Origin of the sequence: Novosphingobium sp. B-7, assembly GCF_000410615.1 — a bacterium.
GTDB classification, from domain to species: domain Bacteria; phylum Pseudomonadota; class Alphaproteobacteria; order Sphingomonadales; family Sphingomonadaceae; genus Novosphingobium; species Novosphingobium capsulatum.
In genome coordinates this window covers 14128-35950 of sequence record NZ_APCQ01000485.1, presented here as the reverse complement: position 1 = coordinate 35950, position 21823 = coordinate 14128, and the positions used below count along the sequence as shown (strand labels likewise).

At 62.9% G+C, this 21823-nt stretch carries 23 protein-coding genes; 19 read left to right on the top strand and 4 right to left on the bottom strand.

Going from position 1 to position 21823, the window contains the following annotated elements; genetic code table 11:
- The 3 genes from H926_RS0106110 to H926_RS25925 all read right to left on the bottom strand — a co-directional run.
- On the bottom strand, positions 1-746 hold a 746-nt coding region (locus H926_RS0106110; protein ID WP_028657654.1), incomplete at its 3' end, for an SDR family NAD(P)-dependent oxidoreductase.
- A gap of 441 nt (positions 747-1187) precedes the next feature.
- Entirely contained in the window at positions 1188-2450 is a 1263-nt protein-coding gene (locus tag H926_RS0106105; RefSeq protein WP_022675527.1) for a type II toxin-antitoxin system HipA family toxin, read from the bottom strand.
- The gene (locus H926_RS25925; RefSeq protein WP_202804675.1) at positions 2447-2731 is read right to left on the bottom strand and encodes a helix-turn-helix domain-containing protein; all 285 of its coding nucleotides are present in this window, start codon (positions 2729-2731) and stop codon (positions 2447-2449) included. Before H926_RS25925 ends, H926_RS0106105 begins: the two co-directional genes overlap by 4 nt.
- A 243-nt stretch (positions 2732-2974) precedes the next feature.
- Here H926_RS25925 and H926_RS0106095 point away from each other — a divergent pair, with 243 nt between their 5' ends.
- The 8 genes from H926_RS0106095 to H926_RS0106055 all read left to right on the top strand — a co-directional run bounded on the left by H926_RS0106095 (position 2975) and on the right by H926_RS0106055 (position 13255).
- Entirely contained in the window at positions 2975-7183 is a 4209-nt protein-coding gene (locus H926_RS0106095) for a strawberry notch-like NTP hydrolase domain-containing protein (RefSeq protein ID WP_022675525.1), read from the top strand.
- Between the two features lie 142 nt (positions 7184-7325).
- The gene (locus H926_RS0106090) at positions 7326-9404 is read left to right on the top strand and encodes a ParB/RepB/Spo0J family partition protein (protein ID WP_022675524.1); all 2079 of its coding nucleotides are present in this window, start codon (positions 7326-7328) and stop codon (positions 9402-9404) included.
- Positions 9405-9486: 82 nt separating this feature from the next.
- Positions 9487-10425 carry an ArdC family protein gene (locus H926_RS0106085; RefSeq protein ID WP_086740700.1) on the top strand — a complete coding sequence of 313 codons (939 nt, stop codon included), beginning with the start codon at positions 9487-9489 and terminating at the stop codon, positions 10423-10425.
- Positions 10426-10832: 407 nt separating this feature from the next.
- Complete coding sequence (locus H926_RS25915; protein ID WP_022675521.1) at positions 10833-11474, top strand: hypothetical protein; 642 nt, start codon at positions 10833-10835, stop codon at positions 11472-11474.
- A gap of 11 nt (positions 11475-11485) precedes the next feature.
- A complete protein-coding gene (locus tag H926_RS0106070) occupies positions 11486-12109 on the top strand; it encodes a hypothetical protein (protein ID WP_022675520.1) in 624 nt (207 codons plus the stop codon).
- A gap of 14 nt (positions 12110-12123) precedes the next feature.
- On the top strand, positions 12124-12324 hold the full coding sequence (locus H926_RS0106065; RefSeq protein ID WP_022675519.1) for a hypothetical protein: 201 nt from the start codon (positions 12124-12126) through the stop codon (positions 12322-12324).
- An 81-nt stretch (positions 12325-12405) separates the two neighbouring features.
- Positions 12406-12756, top strand: coding sequence for an antitoxin Xre/MbcA/ParS toxin-binding domain-containing protein (locus H926_RS0106060; RefSeq protein ID WP_022675518.1), 351 nt, complete (start codon positions 12406-12408; stop codon positions 12754-12756).
- A gap of 4 nt (positions 12757-12760) precedes the next feature.
- On the top strand, positions 12761-13255 hold the full coding sequence (locus H926_RS0106055; protein WP_022675517.1) for an RES family NAD+ phosphorylase: 495 nt from the start codon (positions 12761-12763) through the stop codon (positions 13253-13255).
- A gap of 33 nt (positions 13256-13288) precedes the next feature.
- Here H926_RS0106055 and H926_RS0106050 read toward each other — a convergent pair whose 3' ends face one another.
- A complete protein-coding gene (locus H926_RS0106050) occupies positions 13289-13786 on the bottom strand; it encodes a hypothetical protein (protein WP_022675516.1) in 498 nt (165 codons plus the stop codon).
- A gap of 65 nt (positions 13787-13851) precedes the next feature.
- Here H926_RS0106050 and H926_RS0106045 point away from each other — a divergent pair, with 65 nt between their 5' ends.
- From H926_RS0106045 to H926_RS0105990, 11 genes are all read left to right on the top strand, one after another.
- Positions 13852-15138 (top strand): hypothetical protein, encoded by a 1287-nt coding sequence (locus H926_RS0106045; RefSeq protein ID WP_028657653.1) that lies wholly within the window; start codon positions 13852-13854, stop codon positions 15136-15138.
- Positions 15139-15185: 47 nt separating this feature from the next.
- Positions 15186-15821, top strand: coding sequence for a hypothetical protein (locus H926_RS25910; RefSeq protein WP_371256221.1), 636 nt, complete (start codon positions 15186-15188; stop codon positions 15819-15821).
- Positions 15822-15923: 102 nt separating this feature from the next.
- Positions 15924-17597 carry a hypothetical protein gene (locus tag H926_RS0106035; RefSeq protein ID WP_022675513.1) on the top strand — a complete coding sequence of 558 codons (1674 nt, stop codon included), beginning with the start codon at positions 15924-15926 and terminating at the stop codon, positions 17595-17597.
- Positions 17598-17656: 59 nt separating this feature from the next.
- A complete protein-coding gene (locus H926_RS0106025) occupies positions 17657-18028 on the top strand; it encodes a DUF3768 domain-containing protein (RefSeq protein ID WP_022675512.1) in 372 nt (123 codons plus the stop codon).
- A gap of 72 nt (positions 18029-18100) precedes the next feature.
- On the top strand, positions 18101-18451 hold the full coding sequence (locus tag H926_RS25905) for a hypothetical protein (protein WP_022675511.1): 351 nt from the start codon (positions 18101-18103) through the stop codon (positions 18449-18451).
- Between the two features lie 149 nt (positions 18452-18600).
- Entirely contained in the window at positions 18601-19155 is a 555-nt protein-coding gene (locus H926_RS25900; RefSeq protein ID WP_202804674.1) for a DUF736 domain-containing protein, read from the top strand.
- Positions 19156-19339: 184 nt separating this feature from the next.
- A complete protein-coding gene (locus H926_RS0106010; RefSeq protein ID WP_022675509.1) occupies positions 19340-19855 on the top strand; it encodes a hypothetical protein in 516 nt (171 codons plus the stop codon).
- Positions 19849-20220: a hypothetical protein gene (locus H926_RS0106005; RefSeq protein WP_022675508.1), complete on the top strand. Its 372-nt coding sequence runs from the start codon at positions 19849-19851 to the stop codon at positions 20218-20220. The genes H926_RS0106010 and H926_RS0106005 overlap by 7 nt, the downstream gene beginning before the upstream one ends.
- Before the next feature lie 75 nt (positions 20221-20295).
- Positions 20296-20598: a hypothetical protein gene (locus H926_RS0106000; RefSeq protein ID WP_022675507.1), complete on the top strand. Its 303-nt coding sequence runs from the start codon at positions 20296-20298 to the stop codon at positions 20596-20598.
- A complete protein-coding gene (locus H926_RS0105995; protein WP_022675506.1) occupies positions 20579-20983 on the top strand; it encodes a hypothetical protein in 405 nt (134 codons plus the stop codon). Before H926_RS0106000 ends, H926_RS0105995 begins: the two co-directional genes overlap by 20 nt.
- Before the next feature lie 468 nt (positions 20984-21451).
- Positions 21452-21787 (top strand): single-stranded DNA-binding protein, encoded by a 336-nt coding sequence (locus H926_RS0105990; RefSeq protein ID WP_022675505.1) that lies wholly within the window; start codon positions 21452-21454, stop codon positions 21785-21787.
- The last annotated feature ends 36 nt before the right edge of the window (positions 21788-21823 follow it).

Genomic DNA, 21823 nt, shown 5'->3' with positions numbered 1-21823 from the left:
ATGTTCTGACGACGGACAGTGTAGGTCGAGGCACGAGAGGCAAGGAAGAGGGCAACGCCTGCTATTTCTTCCGGTTCACCCACTCGGCCGAGCGGGTTCGACGCGCGGATCGCCTCGCCATGTTCCGATAGTGTCGCAGCCATCATCCGCGTCGCAAATGGGCCAGGGGCGATGGCGTTCACCAGGATACGTTCGGGGGCGAGGCGCTTCGCGAGATGCCGCGTCAGCATAATGCATCCAGCCTTAGATGCAGAGTAGGCATAGGTCTCCAGCGCCGGTGGCCGTAGGCCATTGACGGATGCCACGTTGATGATGCGCGCATAATCCGGTGCAGCCGCCGCTTCCCGCAAAGGAGCGAGCAGCGCCTGCGCAAGGAAGAACACCGCTTTTAGGTTCAGGTCCACGACCTTATCCCACCCAGCTTCAGAATAGTTGTCGAGATCTTCGCCCCAGGTGGCGCCGGCATTGTTGATGAGTATATCAAGCCGAGGTTCCTTGGCGCGATAGTCGCTGGCTAGTTGCCTCACGCCGGCCATGGTCCCAACATCAGCGGGCAATGCGTAGCACTTGCCGTTTCGGCTCAGCTCAGCTGCTAGCGAATTGCAAACCTCGGCTTTGCGAGAAGAGATGTAGACCTTCGCTCCGTTGTCGACGAAGGCGCGTGCGATCATTTCGCCTATCCCGGCTGATCCGCCGGTAATCAGCACCCTTTTGCCTTTAACCTCAAATATTTGCTCGACATTCATGGCGTGCACACCTCCCTTCCACGGTGGTGGCATCAGAAAATCCTGACGCCCATAATCAATTATTATCGATTATAAGCGTCTTGTGAATAGCGATCCAACTGATATCGCCCGACCGATCGCAAACCCTGTCACTAGTTTGTTGCCTGTAGGGCGTGACTTCTGAATGCGCACCTTTGCGGTCTCCCTGCAGTCGTGCATTCGTTGGCATAGCGATAAGCGTCAACGGCGTCTGCATCGCGGAACAAGCGGCGGCCTTCTGCTAGTGCGCTGAACCGGCGAACGACCAAGTTTTATCGCTCAAAGCTGATGACTTGCTTCGACACATTCTGTCGGCAGCATCTGACAGAAGCAGACGTTCGCTTTTGCTGATCTGAGTGACTAGGTCTGGGTCGGAACCTGCCTCAGCGGGGCACTGTCGGCTTTCGGTTAGCCAAGCCACCCTCAACCAAACTCTTGCGCCACCAGACCTAAACCCTCTGACACCGGAGCCATAGATATCCCGACCCCCGCGTCACGCGCATATGACGTCCAGTCGGAAAGCGCTGCACGCACGTCGTCTACGATGGAAGCCGTGCGCTTCGGCGAAACCCCATGGACCTTTGCGAGCTTCTCGACATGCTCGCGGGTTATGGTGCGGCCTTCGCCCAACACAGCCATGTAGTGCTCGCCGCCGGGACCGTTCGAGAAGGTGAGGTCGAAGGCCGGCGCGAGCCGCCAGTTCCCTTGGTCGTCCATCAGGTAGGCGTGCTGGCGAACATGGTCGTCACGGTTTCGCGCAAGCACGTTGAAGACCATGCGCCGGAAGGCCTGCTCGACGTCTGCCATGCTGTGGGTGATGGCCAAGGTCGCCTTCAGGAACCCGTCGTAGTCGACGCTGGGCATATGCGGCGACGCTTCAAGCGCTCCGCCGAGGCTGACCATGTGTAGCCGCTTGCCCGGTGCCAGTCGATCGAAGCGCCTTGTCGCGAAATGACCTGGACCGTTCGCCGACGGGATCAATCGCGTCTCTGCCATAACAATCCCTGCGGCGCGTGCCATCCGGGCGTAGGCCTCCTCCAATGGCCCGATATCGGCAGGGTCATTGGTCGCTGCAAACTTGACGATCCATTCCGCACCCGCGTTCTCGCTTCCCACTGCTGCGAGCTCGTCTCCGGCGGAAAGCTTGCCGTCTGCGTCGATCGCCACGTGAACTTTCGGCCGTGCTCCGCCTGAGCCGCCGCCCAGGCGTGCCAGCAGCGCTTCGAGCTCTGTCTCCTCGCCGAGCAGAACCTGGCGGGATTCATCAGCCAGAGCATCGAGATCGATGGTAAATGAAGCTTCGAACCCAAGCGTTTCGGGCTGGAAGACGAGGGCACCTCGACCCCTTGTGCCCACGAGGGCGAGCCGGTCGACCGCATCAAGGTCTTCGAACCGGTGACCCATCCTTTGAAGGCGCCGCTTCAACAGCAGCATGCCCCAGGCGTCGGGCAGGCAGTCCGACAGGAAACCGTGGAGGCCCTCGAACATTCGGCTGCGGGCAGGGTGCAGGCCGGGCTCAGCTGGATAGTGAAGCGGAGATATCCGAAGGCGCGCAGCGATGACCTCTGCCGACCATTCGAGCTGAGCCAGGCCCCCATCCATCGCCAGCCTGCCGACAGAACGCGGCGCTGCAGTCTCGTCGGTCAGCAGTCCAATCGCCAAAGGCGTTCCCGGAGCCAGCTTCATGACCCAATTCCGCCTGAGCGCCCGCTGGCACGCTGGCGCTGCCGCTTGGCTGCCTGGCGCTGCTGTGCAAGCAGTTCATCCATGCTGGTCGCCGGAACTTGAGGAAACAGCGCGACGATGCCCTCATCGCAGCGCAGTGCAATGGCAGCGCGAACAAGGTCTTCGATGGACGCCCTGCCTTCGGTCTCCATCCGCCGCCATGTTCTATGGGCCACGCCTGCTTTGGCAGCTGCCGCTTGCTGGGTAAGATCGAGGGCCAGGCGGCGGGCCTTGATCCGCATACCGAGGTGCGTCAGCTGATCTTGTAGAGTGAATAGCATTGGCCATATATGGCCGATATTCTACCTTTGGTCAAATTAATGGCCATATTTGGCCTACGAATCTCTCTTGCCGTGAGGCTGAAATCTCGGCCGCTTTTCCTAGCTGGACCTTGGTCTGCGCCCTTAGCGCAATTCCAGGCTTCGCGCTGTCGGGGCAGAAGGGGAGGGGGATGCTCTGATGCGCATCAGCATCAGGAGCAGCGCATGACCGATCTCTTCACCCAGTTCGACACCCGCCTTGATCAGGCCATCGATGAAATCGCGCAGGAGCTTGCCGGTGGATCGCTGACCAAGATGTCGCTCTTCGACGCAATGAAGCGCCTCTACGGTGGAAGTTCGGCTGAAGGTCGCTGGGCACAGCGCGATGCTTATGACCTCCTCGAAGCAGGGATGACCCGCCATCTGCTAGGCTTATCCCGTCCGGTGCGCCTGGACGACATCACCGCCCTGAGCCTTCTGGTTGAGCAACTGCCAACCCATACGGTCAGGAGCGAAGACCAGATTCGGTTTCAACAGTTCTCCACGCCCGCCGATCTTGCGGCACTCGCGACTGTCCTTGCGCAGCCCCGGCCAGACGACATCGTGCTGGAGCCGAGTGCGGGACATGGTGCGCTCGTGGCCAGCCTGCCGACAGTCAGACAGCTACACCTCAATGAGCTTGATCCCAAACGCCGTGAGAAACTCGCTCTGCTGTTCAAACATGCCAAGCTTACCGGGATCGACGGTGCGATGCTGGCTTCCGCGCTGGATCCTTCGCTGCGCCCCAGCCTGATTCTCATGAACCCCCCGTTCTCCCGTTCGGAGGGAAGGGGCGTCGATCAATTCGCTGCTGTCCGCCATCTGCGCGCCGCGCTCGGTCGATTGGCTCCTGGCGGCAGACTTGTCGCTATCATGCCGGACTGGTTCACCACCAGCGCTAGGCTCTCGAAAATCTATGACCAGACGTTCGAGAACTGCACGGTGCAAACAGCTTGCCGCCTTGCCAGGTGCTACCACAAGCAGGGGACCAGCGTGCCGGTTCGCCTCTACGTGATCGACAAGGTTCCCGGAAACATACGTTCCGCAATCCTCGCTCGATCGACTGTCGCCGAGATTGCCGAGGCAGTCACAGTCGTAAAGCGGGCAGCTTGCGACCCTTCAGCAATCTCCACACGGCAGCAGACCAAGCCCGGCACGCTTTTCAAGGCGATGCGCACAAGTGCAAAGCCGCCTGCGGCTAAGCCGCGCGTAATCGAAGCGCCATCGATATCGCCGCTTGTTTTTCGCAGCCTGGCAACGCCGCGCCCTCTGGGCGAGCAGGCCGGTGTCTATCTGCCCTACCGCCCGAGCCGGATCGACATCGATGGTGCAAAGGCGCACCCGACCCCGCTGGTGGAAAGTGTGGCCATGGGCTCCATACCAGCGCCGGTACCGGAATATTGCCCCAGCCTGCAGGGCCGCATCCTCAAAGAAAGCCTGCTTTCGGAAGCGCAGCTCGAGACGGTGATCTATGCCGGCAATGCCTGGCAGCAGTATCTGCCGGGCCTGTTCGTCCCGGCTGACGAAGGTGTCGCTCTCACTCTGGCCGAAGACGGACACAGCTACCGCAAGGGCTACTTCCTCGGTGATGGCACTGGCGCGGGCAAAGGCCGACAGATTGCCGCCTGCATTCTAGACAACTGGCTAGCCGGACGCCGCAAGGCGATCTGGGTATCCAAGAACGAGAGCCTGCTCGAAGATGCGCGCCGGGATTGGAGCGCGATCGGCGGGATGACTGCCGACATTCAACCGCTCTCCAGCTGGAAAATCGATCAGCCAGTGCCGTTCCGCGAGGGGATCCTCTTCGTCACGTACCCGACGCTGCGCAGTCAGAGGCAGGATGCGACCCGCCTGAAGCAATTGCTGGACTGGGCCGGGGCGGATTTCGAAGGTGTCATCGCCTTTGATGAGAGCCACGAAATGGGCGGGGTGGCAGGAGGCGAGGGCGCCCGCGGGAGCAAATCAGGTTCCCAGCAGGGCATCGCCGGCGTCATGCTCCAGAACCATCTGCCCAAGGCCCGCGTGCTCTATGCCTCGGCGACCGGGGCCTCTGAAGTCAACAATCTCGCCTATGCGGTTCGGCTCGGCCTTTGGGGACCAGGAACGGCGTTTGCCAACCGCGAGGATTTCATCAGCCAGATCAGGGCAGGTGGCATCGCTGCGATGGAGCTGGTGTCGCGCGACCTTAAGGCCCTTGGGCTTTACCAGGCACGGGCGCTGAGCTTTGCCGGGGTCGAGTACGAAATCCTCAAGCACGACCTGACGGCCCAGCAGATCGCTGTCTACGACACCTATGCGGATGCTTGGGCGATTATTCACCAGAACATGGAGGACGCGCTCGCGCTGACCGGTGTGGTCGACGAGATCGACGGCAGCACGCTGAACGGCGGCGCGAAGGCCGCAGCCCGCAGCCGCTTCGAAAGCACCAAGCAGCGCTTCTTCAACCAGCTGCTGCTTTCGATGAAGCTCCCGACTCTGATCAGTGCCATCAATAAGCACCTGGACCAGGATGACGTGGTCGTGGTTCAGCTGGTCTCGACCGCCGAAAGCATCCTCGACCGAAGGCTCGACAGCCTTTCACCTGAAGAGCGGGCCGAACTCGACCTTGATCTCAGCCCGCTTGATGCGGTCATCGAATACCTCGAGCGCGCTTTTCCCACCCAGCAGATGACGTTCTACACCGACGACACCGGTGCTACCCGTTCGACGCCGATGTTCGACGAGGACGGCCGCCCCGTGCACAACCAGGCTGCGATCGCCCGGCGCGCCGAGCTGATCGAGCATCTTTGCGCGATGCCGCCAATCAAGCCAGCCCTCGACGGGATCATCGAACACTACGGGACGGATAAGGTCGCAGAAGTCACCGGGCGCACAAAGCGCCTCATTTCTCAGGCCGATGGTAGCCAGCGCCTCGAGACCCGTTCCCCCCGAACGAACCAGTCGGAGACCGACCAGTTCATGGATGGCCGCAAACCCATTCTCGTCTTCAGCGATGCAGGCGGAACGGGGCGTTCCTACCATGCCAGCCTCGACGCAGCCTGCCAGAAGCGCCGGGTGCATTTCCTTCTAGAGCCGGGCTGGCGCGCTGACCGGGCCATCCAGGGCCTCGGCCGCACCCATCGCACCCATCAGGCGAACACCCCCCTATTCAGGCCGGTCACGACCAACTGCAAAGGTGAGCTGCGTTTTACCAGCACGATCGCGCGGCGCCTCGACAGCCTTGGGGCATTGACGCGCGGCCAGCGCCAGACCGGTGGTCAGAATCTGTTCGATCCAGCGGACAATCTCGAAAGCCCTTATGCCAAGGCCGCGCTCACCAGCTGGTTCGCCCTTCTGGCAGACGGGAAGCTCAAGAGCGTGACCTTGTCCGACTTCGAGCGCCGCAGTGGATTGACGATCGTCTCCCAGGATGGGGTGCTCGAAGAAGACCTTCCCCCTATCCAGCGGTGGCTCAATCGGATTCTTGCCCTGCCGATCGGTATGCAGAACGCAATCTTCGATGAATTTCTCGGGCTCGTTGAAGCCCGGGTTTCCGCAGCGCGTGAGGCCGGTTCTCTCGATGTGGGCGTCGAAACGATCCAGGTCGAAAGTGCCGAGGTCATCGAAGATATTGTGCTGCGAACGGATGCACGGACTGGGGCGACCTCTCACCTCCTCCAGCTCGCGCTCAGGACGCGTACCCGGCCAATCACGCTGGAAAGGGTGAAGCAGCGCCTCGACCTGTCGGACGGGTGCGTGCTGATGCACAATACCAAGAGCGGCAGGGCGGCGCTGGCTGAGCCGTCCCGGCATTTCATGACCGATCGGGGCGAACTGATCCGCCGCGCCATTCTCCACCGACCGCTGCGCCGCGAATACCATCACCTTGATGATCTAACCGAGTCTGCGTGGGCGGAATGTCCTCGGGAGACCTTCGAGCAACTCTGGTGTGCCGAAGTCGCTGAGCTGGCCGAGAATCTGACAACCGAGAAGGTGTACCTCGCCACAGGACTGCTTCTACCGATATGGTCGAGCCTTCCGATCGAATATCTGGAGGTGCGGCGGATCGTCGATGAGGAGGGACGCAGCTGGCTCGGCCGCATCGTTCACGAGCTCGACGTCGCAAACCTTTTGCAGAAGTTCGACATTACCTCGAGTGTCGAACTCTCGGAGCAAGCGATCCTCAAGGCACTCGGCGAGCATCGGACGATACCTATCAAGCAACCGTTCGAGGCCACCATAAAGTCATCGCGGGTCGCCAACGAGCAGCGCTACGAGATCGTTGGCGCCCCTGTCGATCAGCTGCCCTGGTTGAAGAGCATCGGCTGTTTCACCGAGATCATTTCGTTCCGCACAAGGGTGTTCATTCCCACAAAGGCAGCAGAGGCCGTGCTGGCGGCGCTCCTGATGCGGTGATGGGCCGGAGCGCTGAAGGTGCTCAACCCATGTCGAGTGCGACAAGTGCACAGAATCTTGGATGCTTGGCCCCGGCAAACAAGGGGAGGGGGAGGGGATCTGTGCCCCGGTGATGGCCGGGAGCAGATCAGGAGTGACCGAGATGCTGATTCCCTTTTCCAAGCTCTATCTGAGCGATGCGAACGTGCGCAAAACACGCAACGACCAAGAAGACGCGCAGCTTTCTGCGGACATCGAGGCCCGCGGCCTCCTGCAGAACCTGCTGGTGACCAAGAGCAAGAAGCGCGGCCAGTTTGCGGTGATCGCCGGTGGCCGCCGCCTGCGGGCCATTGGCATGATCATCGATCGCGGGGCCTGGGCTGCGGATGCCGAAGTAGAATGCAAGCTGCTCGAGGGTAGCGAAGAGACGGCGGGCGAAGCCTCGCTCGCCGAGAACTTCCAGCGGGTCGGCATGTCTCCGGCTGAAGAATGCCGCGCCTTCCAGCATTTCATCAAGGAAGGCAGCGATATCGCGGCCGTAGCCAAGCGCTTCGGACTCACCCAGCGGTTCGTCGAAGGCCGGCTGCGCCTTGCTAATCTAGCAGCGCCGATCTTCGAGGCACTCGCCGCCGGCGACATCACCCTCGAAATCGCCAAAGCTTATGCTGCGACCGACCAGCACGAAGTGCAGATCCGCGTCTTCGAGCAGATGCGCCATGCCTACAACCCCAGCGCCGACGCCATTCGCCGCATGGTCGCCACCGGCTCGATGCGCGGTAATGACCCTATCGCGCTTCTGATCGGCGAAGATGCCTATGTGGCTGCCGGCGGCAAGGTCGAGCGGGATCTGTTCAGCGATGCGGGCGAGGATCGCTGGATCGATATCGAGATCGCGCACCGGCTCGCCTCCGAAAAGATGGAAGCGGAAGCCGAGCGCCTGACCTCGGAGACCGGTCTCGCCTGGATCAGCCCGGTGGCCGCCAGCAATTCCTGGCAGGCGCGAAGCGAGATGGGCGTCTCCGCTGTCCGGCTCCCGCCCGTGCCCCTCTCGGAAACGGCGCGCGCCCGCATCGACGAGATTGATGCCCGGATAGATGAGATCAACGCGACCTTCGATGAAGGTGAAGAGCAAGAGGACGTCGATTTCGGAAAGCTCGAGGCCGAATACGAGGCTCTCGATGCCGAACGCAGCGACCTCAACAATCCGGTTCGCGAGCTGCCTGAAGAATGGCGCGGTGAAGTCGGCCGCTTCCTCGTGCTTACCACCCGCGGCGAGATGGTTCTCGAGGCCGATTACTACAGCGAGAAGCGGCTGTCGTTCGAGACCGATGACCAAGGCAATGTGACCGCGACGGCAGAAGAGCCGGCACCGACCTCAGGGAGCCGCGCAAGTGGTGCTCCCGCACGGCCTGAGGCGATCGCACCCGGAAGCGAGAAGCCGATCAGCGCGAGGCTGTTCGACGAGCTCGCCGTTCAGCGCCGCAATATCCTGTCGGCCTGCCTGCTTGGCGATCCGGGGCTTGCCCTCGATTTCGCCATCTTCGCGCTTGCAGACAATCGCAGCTATGAGGGGAAGGGCACCTCGATCAAGGCGGGACGGCCGAGCGATCCTGCGACCGGCGAGGTTCCGCAATCAGCGGCCGAGGGCATTCTCGCCGAGGCCGAGGATGGTCTCGACAAGGCGTGGCAGGAGCAGGGCAGTGTTGCGGCCCGTTTCATCGCCTTCCGCGACCTCGAAGATGACGCCAAGGCGGCCTGGCTTGCCTATGCGGTGGCGCTCTCGCTCGAGGCCAAGAAGGGCTATGGATCCGAGTATCATCCGGTTCATGCCGTGCTTGGGTCGATGCTCGATGTCGACGTTGCGGCTCTGTGGCGGCCGACTGCCGAGAATTTCTTCGACCGGGTGAGCAAGACTTCCTGCCTCGCCGCGCTGACCGAGGTTGGCGGAAGTGACCTCGCTGCGCGCTATGCGGCGTCCAAGAAGGCGGACCTCGCCAAGACGTGCGAGACGATCTTCGCCGGTAAGGCGATCATCGAGCAGGAGGTCAAGGAAGCCGCCCTTGCCTGGCTGCCCGAGGCCATGAAGTTCAGTGCGGCCATGCCGGAGGGCGCACAAAGCGCTGATTCTGATGCCTCCGAAGACGGCAAGGCCGACATCGACGCGATCGAGGGGGTGGTCGCACTGCCGGATGCCGAAGAGGAACCCGAAGGCGCCGCCACAGACACGGCAGTGGCTGCCTGAACGCCTCACCCTCCTCCTGATGTCCTGGCCCGGTCGCTCACTCGAGTGGCCGGGCCTTCTTCTTCCACGAAGGGAAATGCCGATGCGCCGCGGACCAAAGCGCGATGTCGCGCAGGAAATTACCAATCTCATCATTGCACGGATCGAGGCCGGCACAATGCCCTGGCGGCGGCCCTGGAAAAAGACCGGGGCAGGGGGCGCGCCCTTGCGTGCAGGCGGACTGCCCTACACCGGGATCAATCGCCTCTATCTCTGGGCTGTCGCCGACTGCTTCGGCTACGCCTCGCGCTACTGGATGACCTATCGTCAGGCTCAGGAACTGGGCGGGCAAGTGCGCAAGGGTGAGACGGCCGAGCCGAGCATCTATTTCAACAGCACGAGCAAGACCGACGTAGATCAGGCGACTGGCGAGGAGACGTCGAAAACCATCCGGTTCATGCGATCCTACAGCGTTTTCAATGCCTCGCAGATTGAAGGCCTGCCGCCGCATTTCTATCCCAGTCCGGTCCCCGAAGCACCGCCGCAACCCTCTGTGAAGGCAGCGGCCATCCAGGCCTTCTTTGCTCCGATACCTGCTGATATCCGCCATGGCGGTGACCGTGCATTCTTCTCTCCGGGCGGAGACTATATCCAGCTTCCAGAACGCGGCGCCTTCCGCACCGAGGACGGATATGTCGCCACCAAAGCGCACGAACTCGGCCACTGGAGCGGGCACCCCTCGCGGCTCGCGCGCACATTCGGCAAGCGGTTCGGCGACAAGGCCTACGCCTTCGAGGAACTGGTCGCGGAGCAGGTCAGTGCCCGGATCTGCTATGAGCTGGGCCTCCCCGCAGACCTCCATGAAAGCCACGCCAGCTACATCGCCCATTGGCTCGATATCCTGAAATCCGACAAGACCGCGATCATCACGGCTGCCGCCAAGGCCGATCAGGCTTTCAACCTGCTTGCAGCCTATTCGGGCTATGAGAGTGAACCTGCGGAGGAAGCCCATGAAGAGGCGCCAGTTCCGGCTTACGCTTGAGCCAACCGCAGACGACGCGGTGCGGCTTGCGCAGCTGAGCCGCTATGCCAGCGACCTTGCGAGCGGAGGTTCTGCGGACATTGGCGCAGCGCTCGGCGACCATGTTGGGGTGCTGTTCCCCGGGCGGAACCGTCATGCGGTCCTGGAGAGCCTCCTCGGCAAAGGAGAACCCGGTTGGTCACTGGTGTCCGATCCGGGGCAGGGCGGCTCCCTGGTTATCCAGACAACCGAGGCTGGCGCTGCGGTCTCGGCGATTGCGAGAATCCTCGAACAGGTCGCTCCCGGGGCGCTCTTACGGCCGATGATCTATGAGCCACTGTCCCTGAGAAGCTCAGGGAAACATCACCGCAGTCTGCATTGAGGGGAGGGGGAGGAGGCCATTGCACTTGCAATGGAAAGGAAGCCTCATGTCCTGCGACATCGATTATCGTTACCGTCGCGCGCTCGAGCCCGATGGGCTGACGACGTTCGAGACCGCGCTGCGAGCATTGAACGAGGCCGTCGATGATGTGCGCCTCGCAGGCCGGCAGGTCGCCACCTGTCCCGCGGTTCTGCTCCTCACTCGCCACCTTCAGCGCATTGCCGACGGAAGGCCGACAACCTGCGAGGCCGACGACCAGATCTTGCGGGCACAGTGCATCGAGCGCCTCGGCGAGCTCAAGCACCGACCTGCGATCATTGCGCTGGTCAAGCGCGGGATCGACTATCGTCCTGAAGAACTGCGACACTACCGGCGCGAGGGTACGCGCGCGCTGCGCCAGATCGCAGCCGGGATCGGGCTCGATCATTCCGCCTACCGCATCAGCTACTACACCTCGCAGGAGGCCCTCGCCGGTGAGCATGTGCTCGAAGCAGACGGTGTCTACATCCGCATCAGCCCCGAGCGGTTCGGCGAACCGGGTCTCGCCTGGCGGAACCCGTTCTGGAAGCCCCCCGGCGCGGTCATGCGCAAGGCTCCGATCACCGCGCTTGCCGACATTCCGGCACTCACAGCGCGGATCGCCCGCGAACTGCAAATCGCACCTCCGGCTCAGCCGGGGCTCATCTGAAGGACACGCACATGGGCTGGCTCTACATGCACCGCGCAGGGATGGGAGGGCATGAAACGCCCAAAGCCTATCTCGACGATCAGCTGACCTACGAACGGGAGGCCTGCGAAGATGCTCCGTTCCGGGGGTGCCGGGTCCTCAAGAGCGTTTTCACCGGCAGCACCTACTATGCAGCCGTCGAGCGCTACGGTGAAGATCGCGAGAGGCTCTACGTGACGGCGGTGATCTGCCTGGTCCGCTGGAACCCGAAGGCGGCCGATGGCCTGATCTTCGGGTACAAGGACATGGATGAGCAATCCGGCCCCGTCGAGGCGAATTGCCCGCGAAGCATTCTGGAACTGCTCACCTCATCCTCGCACCCTTACGCCCTGGACTGGCGGAACCGGTGTTACGCCATGCTGCGTCTCAAGGAGCGCAAGGTCGCTGACGGCGACATCCTGCGGCTTCCCGAACCGCTGCGCTTTACCGACGGCAGCGAACACCGCGAATTCCGCGTCAGCAAGCGCGGGAACAAGATCGAGCTGCGGACGCCCGACGGGCTCGGGGCCTACCGCATCTCCCGGCTGATGGAGCGGCGCTTCGAGATCATTCGTCCCGCCCGAAGGATCAAGACCTTCTTTCCGATAGCCCAGTAGCGAGGGCCTCTTCCATGACTTCTGCCAGCCTCGATCCGCGCCGCCGCGTCCTTTGCGGGCGGGCCAATGCCGAGCGCGTCGCCATCCGGATGAGCGCGAAAACGGGCAAGAGCCACGCTGTGGTCAGAACCGGCAGCACGCTCCAGCCCTTCTGCGTCATGCCAACGGGAGAAAACCCACTTGGTGCGATCGAACTGCAAGTTGTCGTCCTGTGACGAACTCGGCGCCAGCCCTGTGGCAGCTTGAAAGCCGCACAGAATGACGCTATATCACGTCAAAATTCTTGGAGCATTGCAATGGCGATTCAGAACTATGCGGACAATGGCGCGTTTGCTCCGCGCAAAATCGTCGATGCGCTGCGCACCACCAGCGACGAACTGGCGCGCTCGCTGGGTCTCGGCAAGGACGCGATCCAGCGCAAGGACCGGATCGCCTCCGATCGTACCCAGCGCCGCCTTCGGCAGATGGTCGAAGTGCTCAACAAGGTCGAACCGCGGTTCGGTTCAGCCTTGCTGGCCTATGCCTGGTACCGCTCTGAGCCCCTGCCGGGCTTTTCGGGCCAGACCGCAATGCAGCTTGTGCAGAACAACCGGGCCGATGACGTTCTGACCTATATCGACGCCGTCGACGCCGGCATTCACGCCTAGCCTCATGCACTTCACCGGGCTGCTCTATCGCGCCCACAATCCGGTCTGGTCCCGCGAACCACTGTCGGGGGAAGGGGCAGCCCGGTTTGGCGGACGGTTCAATCGTATGGGACGCCCGGCGCTCTATACGTCACTCGCGCCCGAGACAGCGCTGCGCGAGGCCAATCAGGTCGGCACGTTGCAGCCGACCACCTTGGTTGCCTATCAGGCCGACATCGGGCCCTTGCTGGATGGCCGCGACGCGGCCGCGCTCCAACCGTTCGGCATGGCGCCAGCGGAGCTCGGCGACGCATCCTGGCGGGACCGGATGCTCTCAGGAAAGCCCGTGCCGACGCAGGATCTCGCCGAGGCTGCAATTGCGCAAGGCTATGTCGGCATTGTCGTGCCGAGCTACGCCCGCGGCGCTCCCGTCGACGCTCTCAACCTTGTCCTGTGGCACTGGGAAGGGCGCATCACGCTCGTAGATGACGACGATCGGCTTGGCCTGCGCAATCCCTGATTCTGCCGGTGAGGTCGGCAAGCTGATGCCTGCCTAGTCCTCGATCCGGCCGCCAAGCGACGGATCGAGATACCACGAGGGTCCCTCGACGAAGTCGGCCGAGCGTGCTGGAACGGGTCCGTCGGGCTCACTTGCGACATAAGGATTGACCTGCGGTGCAGGCCGCTCGCCGGAGCGAAGGAGCTTCCCCGACATTTCGCAGCGAGGGCGCAGGACATCGAGCAGCCATTCGAGATCGTCCAGCATCTGGACGATGCCGCGCCCCGCCAGCGTGTAGTAGAGACACCGCTGATAGTCATCGCACTGGCACGAAAGCACCTGCGTCAGCTTGTTCTTGGCACCGGGTGTGCCCTCGAAAACCCCCTGCAGCGCTTCGTAGAGTTCGCGCGCCGAATAATAGGCATCGAACGCTTCTATCCCGATAGAGGCATTGGCGAGCGAGCGCCGCGTAGGCGTCACCAGTGGGTCAAGCGATGCATCGCGCAGCGTCAGATCGAGGTCGAATTGGCCGAGATCGAATACCTTGTTCATAAGACAGAATTCCTCTATGTGACGAACATAGAGTGAACAAAAGGGGCGGTCAAGAGCGTCAGACCATGTGGTTGGTGGCCAAGGACACCACAGGTAGCACCGGGCGCGTCGCCATTGGCGACGGTCTGCGGGCAGCCTTGGTCCGCTGGTACACGGGCCATGGCAACGAGGCCGATCACCGGGCCTGCGTCTCCCTCGTCGTGACAGCGCGCGAGAATCACAAATGGCTCGCCTGCGATTGTCTGGGCGAGGTCACCGCGCCGCCGCTGCTGAGCCCGGCCTACCTGAGCTTTCAGGAAACCTATTACCTGCGGCGGCTGACTTCGAGGCCGATGCATGCGCCGGCGTGTCCATTTTTCCTGCCCCAGGCACCGCCGCGCATCCGCGAGACAGCAAGGGATTCGCTCTACGCGCTCGATGTTCCAGATGGCCTGTTCAACGCGCACCAGAAGGCGCCGGAAAAACTCGCCCAGAAACCGGACCACAGTGAGCCAGACGACCGGTCGCGTGGTGTTGCAATCCCGCGCCTCGGCAAACTGCTGTGGCTGCTGCTCGAGCGGGCGGGTTCCAACGTGCTGCGCGAGCTTCCGCCAGCAGGGCCACGGGAGGGCTCGATCAGCCAGGAGATGCGTTTCCTGCGCCGGGCTGCGCAAGGTCTCGAGATTGCGCCCGGGGTTCCGCTCTCGGCCCATCTCTACACGAACGCCATCGATTACGAAAAGCGGCGGGTTCACGCCCGGCTGCGCGCTGCGACCGAGAGATGGCCTCATGAATTCGCGCCCCAGGCGTTTCTTCTGCTCGAGGCCAATGCGGTCACTTCCACCGAGATCGTCACCGGTCTCGGCACGATCTCGGTCCGAAACCGCATCCAGCACACCGGGATCATCCGCGCCGAAGTTGACCCGCCGTTCCTTGTGCTCGCCGTCGTCGGCGAGCACAGCAGGAAGGAGGGCTATGTCGCGCTGCGCGCCTACGCTCAGCCTGTCTTGAGCGGCAACCAGTTCGTGCCGACAGAGCGAGACCACGACCGAGACGTTCTGCGGGCGCTCCAAGACGCGCAGTATATCCTGCGACGCCGGGACATCCGGATGGCGGTGAAGAAGATCCTCTTCGATCTGCCATTTGCGGACGTCTCCGTAAGGCCGGATTTCCTGATCGCCCTTCTCGACGACAACACCGGGCAGGAGTGCCGCTTTGCGCTGCAAATCCTCCAGTCGTCCGACGAGGATTATCTCGCCCTCAGGGCAATCGAGCGGACTCGTCTTTCGCAGCTTGGACCGGTGGCGGCCCTCGCTCTTGGAGACGTCACGCCCGAGATCGTTGCCCGGACCGCTCTCGGGATCCTGAGCTGAAGAAGAGGGGGAGGGTCTGAGCGAACCTGCAACAGGAGAGTCCGCTCATGCCATGTTTTGCCCCATCACCGCGTCCCTCCACTTCCATCTGGGGCGCCGTCCAGCAGGCCGATCAGCTGGCCCCCGGCATATGGTCAGTTATGACCGCCAGCCACGGCGGTATCATTCTGTCCGATCAGAGACAGGCCGCCATGCCAGCGGAGCTGCAAATCGAAAGCGGGGCTTACGAAGAAGATCGCGATTGGGGGCTTCCGATCCTCGCCTTCACCAGCGAGCTTGAAGGACAGGGCTCCTGCTCTGTGGGCTTCCTGCAGCTTGCCCGCGATACTACCCGATGTTGGCACCCGGACCGCTTCAGCGCCTTCACCGGCGAGGCCATAGAGGAGAATTCCTCTGCGATCCTGCGGACGCGCAAGGCCTATATGGCCGCGATCGGCGAATTCTGCGTGACCAGCGCCTGGGGCGATTGGGCCGAGTGGGTGCCGGAAGGCAAAGTCGGCGTGATTGCCCGGCAAGTCGAGCGCGTCGATCACCTTGGCCGCCCAACCTATGGCGAGGCCGAGGTTTGCGCGCTCATCGCCAAGGACCTCTACGCCGCGCGCGGCGAGGTTACAGCGCTGCGTGATACGGCGCACGACATCATCCCGATTCCTGAAGCCCTGCGACCCAAGCGCGTTGGCTGAAGAGCAGGCCAAGGCAGCCGGGCTCCGGCCAGGCATCAATCCGCTGTTCTGAAGGGAAGGGGGAGGGGAAGGGCGAAACAGTGCGATGAAGGACCCCTTGTCATGCACCCGACAGTTATTCGACCCAGCGTCAGCCCGAAGACGATCACCAAAGTCACGCGCCTCTTCAATGGCACCATCGGCGATATCCTCGGCGAGCTCCTCCAGAACAGTCGCCGCGCGGGCGCTTCCCGGATCGATATCGCCTGCTGCGCGGATCAGGACTCAGCGCGCCTGACCCTTGTCGATGATGGAACCGGAGTCGCCCATCCGCAGACCATGATTGCGCTGGGGGATTCGGGCTGGAGCCAGCACATCCATGAGGCCGAAGACCCGGCAGGCATGGGTGTCTTCAGCCTGGCGGGCAAGGAAACCCGGATCAGCTCGCGTCATACCGATGCCGACATCGGATGGTCGGTCCATGTCCCAGCGGATGGCTGGACCGGTGCGCAGGACATTGCCGTGCAGCCCCTTGCTCGCCCCGTCGGGACGACAATCAGCTTCCTGATGCCCGGCGTGAGCGAGCAGACCACCGAGCGGATTCTGCGCGAGGTCGCGAAGTTCTACCCGCTGCCGGTGTTCTTCAATGGCACGGAAATGCCACGCGAGGACTTTCTCGCCAAAGCAATCTACATCGCCGAGTGGAACGGCAGCCAGATCGGCGTGTTCGAAGGGCGCGAATACCACCAGGACCCCACCGCGAACTTCTATGGGATGGTGCTCACCCGCAAGCTTGCCAGCGTCTCGGAGAGCCTTGGCGGCAAAACATACCATGCCCGGCTCGATATCGGGGCCACCCCGGGCCTTGCCCTTGTGCTCCCAGCGCGCAAGGAATTCGTCGAGAATCCCGCGTTTGCGGCGCTGCAGGCGGCCTGCAGGCGCACGATCTATGCCGCGCTGGCGCACAGAGGCCAGCACCGGCTTTCCTTCGAGAACTGGAAGGAAGCGTGCGATCTTGGGGTTGCCCTGCCGGAGGCCGACCCCTGCCTGCCCCGCTGGCATGCTGCCATTGCGGAGAGCGACAACGTCAATGTCGAGTATGAGGAAATCGCAGCAGGTGGAGACACGATCCTTGTCGCGGATCTTGAGCCCGATATTGCCCAGGGACTGGAGCGCGCGCTGCGCGACCACCCCTTGCGCCCGCACCTCGTCGAGAACCATCCCGCATACGCTGGCTATGGTTGGTATGACGCGCTGCATCAGCTCGGCAACGTGCGCTTCTATGTTGCAGCCGGAGAGCGCGATCACGTCATCGCCGAAAACGGCAGCTTCCCCCCGCTCGATGACCATGTTCGTGCCGAGACGATCGAGCTGAGGTTCTGCGTCTTCCACCGCGCCAGCGAAACGCAGCGCGAGGAACGGATCCCGGCAGATGTAGCCTTCGTCGTCGGCGAGGATGGCTGGTACAGCGGCATCGACCAGATCCGCATTGCCTATGTTCCGGGTCCGGCGCTGACTCCTGAAACGCTGGTCGATCTGATCGAGAACGTCTGTTTCTGCGCGAGCGACGACAGCGAGGCCGACTCCTGGGACACCCAGCACGAGCACTTCTTGCGCGATGCGCGCGAGCTCGCGGCCCGGGTGCTGCTCGGCGAGGACGAGGCCATTGCGGCGCGTATCCGCGACACGCTTGCCGGCATCCTCTGGGTCATTCCCAAGGACCGGCAGGTTGCCATTACCGTCGCTGCCGGGACCGCGATCAATGTTCAGCTTTCCGCTTTTCAGCCTGCGGGCTGAGTCCCGCGAGGCCGTCCGGTTGTCCGCTCGTCATCTCTTGGATCAGGAGGATACCTCCAATGCATGACACATCCGACCTCACTTGCGCGCGGCAGCGTACCGAGCGCATCGCGCTGCTCAATGATGCCGCGCGCCAGGGCCGTGACCGAACGGCCCGCATCGTCATGACCTCCGGGCTGCTTGCAGAACTCGGCGGCAACACCGTGGCGGACAACATGATGGCCCAGGCTCGGTTGATGGCCGCTCTGCGCCATTGCACCTTCGCCCCGGATTCGCCCGAGCGAGACTTTGCAAGCATGGATGTCGATGGCATCAAGGTGCTGATGAAAGTTGATTATTACGACACCGAACCGGCATTCGGGTCAGACGATCCGGCCAATCCAGCGATGACACGGCGCGTCATCACGCTGATGCGGCCAGCGGACTACTGATCAGTTCAGGGGCGGACACGTCACTGCGTCGCGGGGCATAGGCCAGGTAAATGGTGGGGAGGTAACGAGCGCATGAGCAGGCACAAAGTACCGCTTCGTGATGGGATTGCAGCTGCCAGTGCCTATGTCGGATGGGACCGACCGCTTCAGACCTATTTCGCGCAGGTTCTGAGCCTCCCTGACGAAGACGGGGAGGAAATCGACCTCGTATGGGTCGGAACCGCTTTCGGCGAGCTGCCCCGCGCGGTTGACGCAATCCGCGCGCTCGAGCCCTATTGCCATATCGAGGCAAGTCTTGCCGCACAGCTCGAGATCGACAGGATGGCCTGCCTCGCCACGCGCGATGGCCCCAATCAGCTGGAAGCCAAGGCGTTCATGGCGCGCCTCAACCAGATCAAGGACGGGTCCGAGCCCGAAGCTTAGGTCGGTACAGACCGCGCTTGGCTCGGAGCAGGGCTGGTTCAGCTCCAATCCAACTATCGAGACTCCTCAGCCCTCCGGGCTGGACAGGATGACGCGCGCCTGCGGTGGCTGGCGCACGGGCCGGGCCAGGGGCCCGGAGGAGAGGGGGGATGGGAGAAGGTGTTCCGGACAAGGGGTTCGGACGGCATCAGGAGAACTTCGACATGAACATCGGCACCCTCAAGGCCAACGCAGAAGGCGTTCACATCGGCCGCATCACCACCCTCACCTTCAGCGCGACCGTCGCCCTGCGGGCCTTCGAATCCACCAACGAGCGGGCACCCAAGTTCGACCTCATGGCGCTCTCGGCGGACCGCCGCAGCTGGGTCAAGATCGGCGCGCTCTGGGAATACTCGTCGAACGAGACCGGCGAATGCTTCCTCTCGGGCCAGATCGACGATCCCAGCCTCTCGGCGCCGATCCCGGTCGCCATGTTCCAGCAGAACGACGGCAGCTACAACGTCGCCTGGCGGCGTTCGAAGCCCAAGGCCTCGCTCGACGGCTTCGGCAGCGAGAGTGAAGGCGCCTTGCCGCCACTGACTGCCACCGGCGACGAACCGGCCAGCGACCGCAGCGTTGACAGCGCTGCTGCCACCGGCGACGGTCTGGGCGAAAGCACCGCTCCGGCACCCAAGGGCAAGACGCGCGTGAGCGTCGACGCCTGACCGGGACAAGCCCCCCGTGACCGGTGCCGCGACCCGCGCCGGTCACATCGGGAAGGCCCGTCCGCGCATTCGTCGCGGGCGGGCCTTTTCTTTTGCCCGGTGCTTGCAAGCCGAGCCGGCCTGCAGCGGAAGCTCTGCCTGCGAAAGAGAAGGGGGAGGTGCCGTTCAAGCAAAGGAGGCTTGAATGGCACAGACAAGCTGGACTCTCGACCTTGGCGGGGCTCCGTGGAACGAAGACTGCGCGCAGATTGGCCACACCCCGAACTTCGACCTCGTGAATACCGCGGAAGTCACGCTCTTCAGGGCTGCGCTGATCGCAGTCGCCGGGCCTCCGCCCGCCGGGATCACCCTGCGGATCAAGGCTAACGCCCATGATTTCGGGACCTACCGGACGGTCGAGGCAAGCGTCGACGACGAACAGGACGATGGGAGCCAGGCCAGCTATCTCGAGACCCTCGAGACCGGCTTCGCCTTCTGGCATCAGGCCGGGTTTGCACCGCCTGAATTCGGCAAACTGACAGCGAGCAATCAGCTTGCGGGTTTCGTCGTGGATGCCGTCGCAAGCGCGCTGCGGATCACACGGCCGAGCAGCACCGGCGCATTCTTCCCAGCGTCCTCCGGACCGCTTCACCGGAACCTCACCGCAGCCTTTCCGGAGGCGGCGCAGCGCGCCTTTTCCGAAGCGAGCCTGCCATGCTGACCGACAGCGAGCGCTTCGCCTTCAGCGTCTGGCGGATCCATGCGTTCGCCTCGACGGGCAATGCCTACGACGCCGTGCAGACCGACGAGAGCATCGCAGCCGGTGACACCCTGCTTGTTCTCGATGAACGGGTTGTCGGTGTCGCGATGACTTGGCCTTTTGCCATCACGGCACAGCCGGGCAAGCTTCACGCGGTCTGTGCGCCTGGCGCTGGCGAAACCCTTGGGCACATTGAAAGGGCGCTCGATGTTCCAGACGGGTCAATCGCTCGAGCCTGCCGCCTCGCAAGGACACTGGGCATTGCGATTGATGCGGGCCTCGTCCCGTGGCTGTCTGAGCCGCTGGCGAGAGATGGGGACGACTAGCGCGGCGAGTGGCGCCACAGAAATCTTGCTATTTTGGCAATAATTGCTATTTTAAGGCCAAGAGGAGATACCACCATGCCAGCGGCGGCGAATGAGCACCCCAGGGTTCCCCTAACCCGGTTTCACAACAACACCGGCGAGTTCCTCGATCTGGCAACCAAGCAGCCGGTCGTCCTGACCAGCCATGGCCGCGAGCGGCATGTAATCGCAGATAGCGAGTATTTCCGCCATCTTGAACAGGCGGCACGCGGTGTGATCGCCGGCCACATGAATATCGAAGCTGTCGCTTCGTCCGACATGACCGGAGCCGACCGCAAGGCTTTTGCCAATGCACGGCCTTCGGCCAGTGAACTTGCCAATGACCGCTGGGAAGACTGACCGACCCGCCGCAGGCCATATCCTCCGTTACGTCTATCTCTTCGAGGAAGAGCAGAGACGAGGCCGCGACGAAGGCGTCAAGGAACGCTTCGTCGTCGTTGTGGGTGTGGACGGCTCGCGCTATCTGGTCGCCGCGATCACGACCAAGGGCGAGGGGCGCAAGAACGCCATCCCCATCCCCGATGAGATCGCACGCACAGCCGGGCTCGTTCCGGGTAGCGCGATTGTCGTTTCGGAATTCAACCGGTTCACCTGGCCCGGGTTCGACATCAGACCCCTGATGAAGCAGCCCGGGTACATTGCCGGACGACTCCCACCGCGGTTCACAGCAAAGATCATCGATGCCATCGGAGCCTGGGGCGCCGCTGCCGTCGATCGCGATTGATTTCCGGAACGCCGAGGCAGCCTGCTCCTTGGAGCCTTGTCTGATCGTGCATCAACGTCAGGCCAGTCACGCCGGCGTTGTGGATTGGCGCCGGAGGTGGCCGAGGTCGGGTATTCCGGATCAGTGCCGCAGAGGGACCTCTCGCTCACCGGGATCGGCAAGGGCGGGCGAATTATCCCGTGATCATCATCGTCAATAACAAGCCGGTACGCGGCGAAGTTGATGTCCAGGCGTGCGATAAGCTCCTGTGCCAACAGCACGTCCGCCGACCAGTGCCCATGCCTCTTTGGTCGAGCTTAGGGCCAACCTGCAGAAATGCGAGCCGTGTTGCCCGGCAAGCCGGGCTGCCCGCACCACCTCGATTTCCGAGGTTCCCCGCGCGCGGAAGCGCGCGGTGTCCCAGCTCTCCCGCCGAGGCTCGACAAGGGCACCGGCGGACGAGCCGTCGGTACCAAGGAGGCTCTTGCAATGAACATCGTCAACCTCGTCGGCCGTCTCGCCAAGGATCCCGTTGCCCGCGACCGCAGCGACACCCGCATCACCGAACTGATCCTCGTGACTGAACGTCCGGTGATCCGCGACGGCAAGGTCCAGAAGGATCCGGAAACCGGCTACCCGGTCAAGGATGCCGAATTCCACAAGATCACCGTCTTCAACGGCCTCGGTCTCCCGCTGCGCCAGCACAAGGCCAAGGGTGACCAGCTCGCCGTGACGGGCCGCATCCACTACTCGCGCTGGCAGGACGCCGAAGGCAACGACCGCTATGGCTGCGAGATCATCGCCGAGAACGTCGAGTTTATCTGACCGGCAGGGCGGCGCGCAGGCGTCGCCCGAGCCCTT

Bases quoted from the DNA above. Each gene is read 5' to 3' on its own strand.
- H926_RS0106085 (WP_086740700.1), top strand. From the start codon at position 9,487: ATGCGCCGCGGACCAAAGCGCGATGTCGCGCAGGAAATTACCAATCTC.
- H926_RS0106095 (WP_022675525.1), top strand. From the start codon at position 2,975: ATGACCGATCTCTTCACCCAGTTCGACACCCGCCTTGATCAGGCCATC.
- H926_RS0105990 (WP_022675505.1), top strand. From the start codon at position 21,452: ATGAACATCGTCAACCTCGTCGGCCGTCTCGCCAAGGATCCCGTTGCC.
- H926_RS0106010 (WP_022675509.1), top strand. From the start codon at position 19,340: ATGGCACAGACAAGCTGGACTCTCGACCTTGGCGGGGCTCCGTGGAAC.
- H926_RS0106065 (WP_022675519.1), top strand. From the start codon at position 12,124: ATGACTTCTGCCAGCCTCGATCCGCGCCGCCGCGTCCTTTGCGGGCGG.
- H926_RS0106060 (WP_022675518.1), top strand. From the start codon at position 12,406: ATGGCGATTCAGAACTATGCGGACAATGGCGCGTTTGCTCCGCGCAAA.
- H926_RS0106035 (WP_022675513.1), top strand. From the start codon at position 15,924: ATGCACCCGACAGTTATTCGACCCAGCGTCAGCCCGAAGACGATCACC.
- H926_RS0106050 (WP_022675516.1), bottom strand. From the start codon at position 13,786: ATGAACAAGGTATTCGATCTCGGCCAATTCGACCTCGATCTGACGCTG.
- H926_RS25900 (WP_202804674.1), top strand. From the start codon at position 18,601: ATGGGAGAAGGTGTTCCGGACAAGGGGTTCGGACGGCATCAGGAGAAC.
- H926_RS0106055 (WP_022675517.1), top strand. From the start codon at position 12,761: ATGCACTTCACCGGGCTGCTCTATCGCGCCCACAATCCGGTCTGGTCC.
- H926_RS0106090 (WP_022675524.1), top strand. From the start codon at position 7,326: ATGCTGATTCCCTTTTCCAAGCTCTATCTGAGCGATGCGAACGTGCGC.
- H926_RS25910 (WP_371256221.1), top strand. From the start codon at position 15,186: ATGCCATGTTTTGCCCCATCACCGCGTCCCTCCACTTCCATCTGGGGC.
- H926_RS0106025 (WP_022675512.1), top strand. From the start codon at position 17,657: ATGCATGACACATCCGACCTCACTTGCGCGCGGCAGCGTACCGAGCGC.
- H926_RS0106105 (WP_022675527.1), bottom strand. From the start codon at position 2,450: ATGAAGCTGGCTCCGGGAACGCCTTTGGCGATTGGACTGCTGACCGAC.
- H926_RS0105995 (WP_022675506.1), top strand. From the start codon at position 20,579: ATGACCGCTGGGAAGACTGACCGACCCGCCGCAGGCCATATCCTCCGT.
- H926_RS0106070 (WP_022675520.1), top strand. From the start codon at position 11,486: ATGGGCTGGCTCTACATGCACCGCGCAGGGATGGGAGGGCATGAAACG.
- H926_RS0106000 (WP_022675507.1), top strand. From the start codon at position 20,296: ATGCCAGCGGCGGCGAATGAGCACCCCAGGGTTCCCCTAACCCGGTTT.
- H926_RS25915 (WP_022675521.1), top strand. From the start codon at position 10,833: ATGTCCTGCGACATCGATTATCGTTACCGTCGCGCGCTCGAGCCCGAT.
- H926_RS25905 (WP_022675511.1), top strand. From the start codon at position 18,101: ATGAGCAGGCACAAAGTACCGCTTCGTGATGGGATTGCAGCTGCCAGT.
- H926_RS25925 (WP_202804675.1), bottom strand. From the start codon at position 2,731: ATGCGGATCAAGGCCCGCCGCCTGGCCCTCGATCTTACCCAGCAAGCG.
- H926_RS0106005 (WP_022675508.1), top strand. From the start codon at position 19,849: ATGCTGACCGACAGCGAGCGCTTCGCCTTCAGCGTCTGGCGGATCCAT.
- H926_RS0106045 (WP_028657653.1), top strand. From the start codon at position 13,852: ATGTGGTTGGTGGCCAAGGACACCACAGGTAGCACCGGGCGCGTCGCC.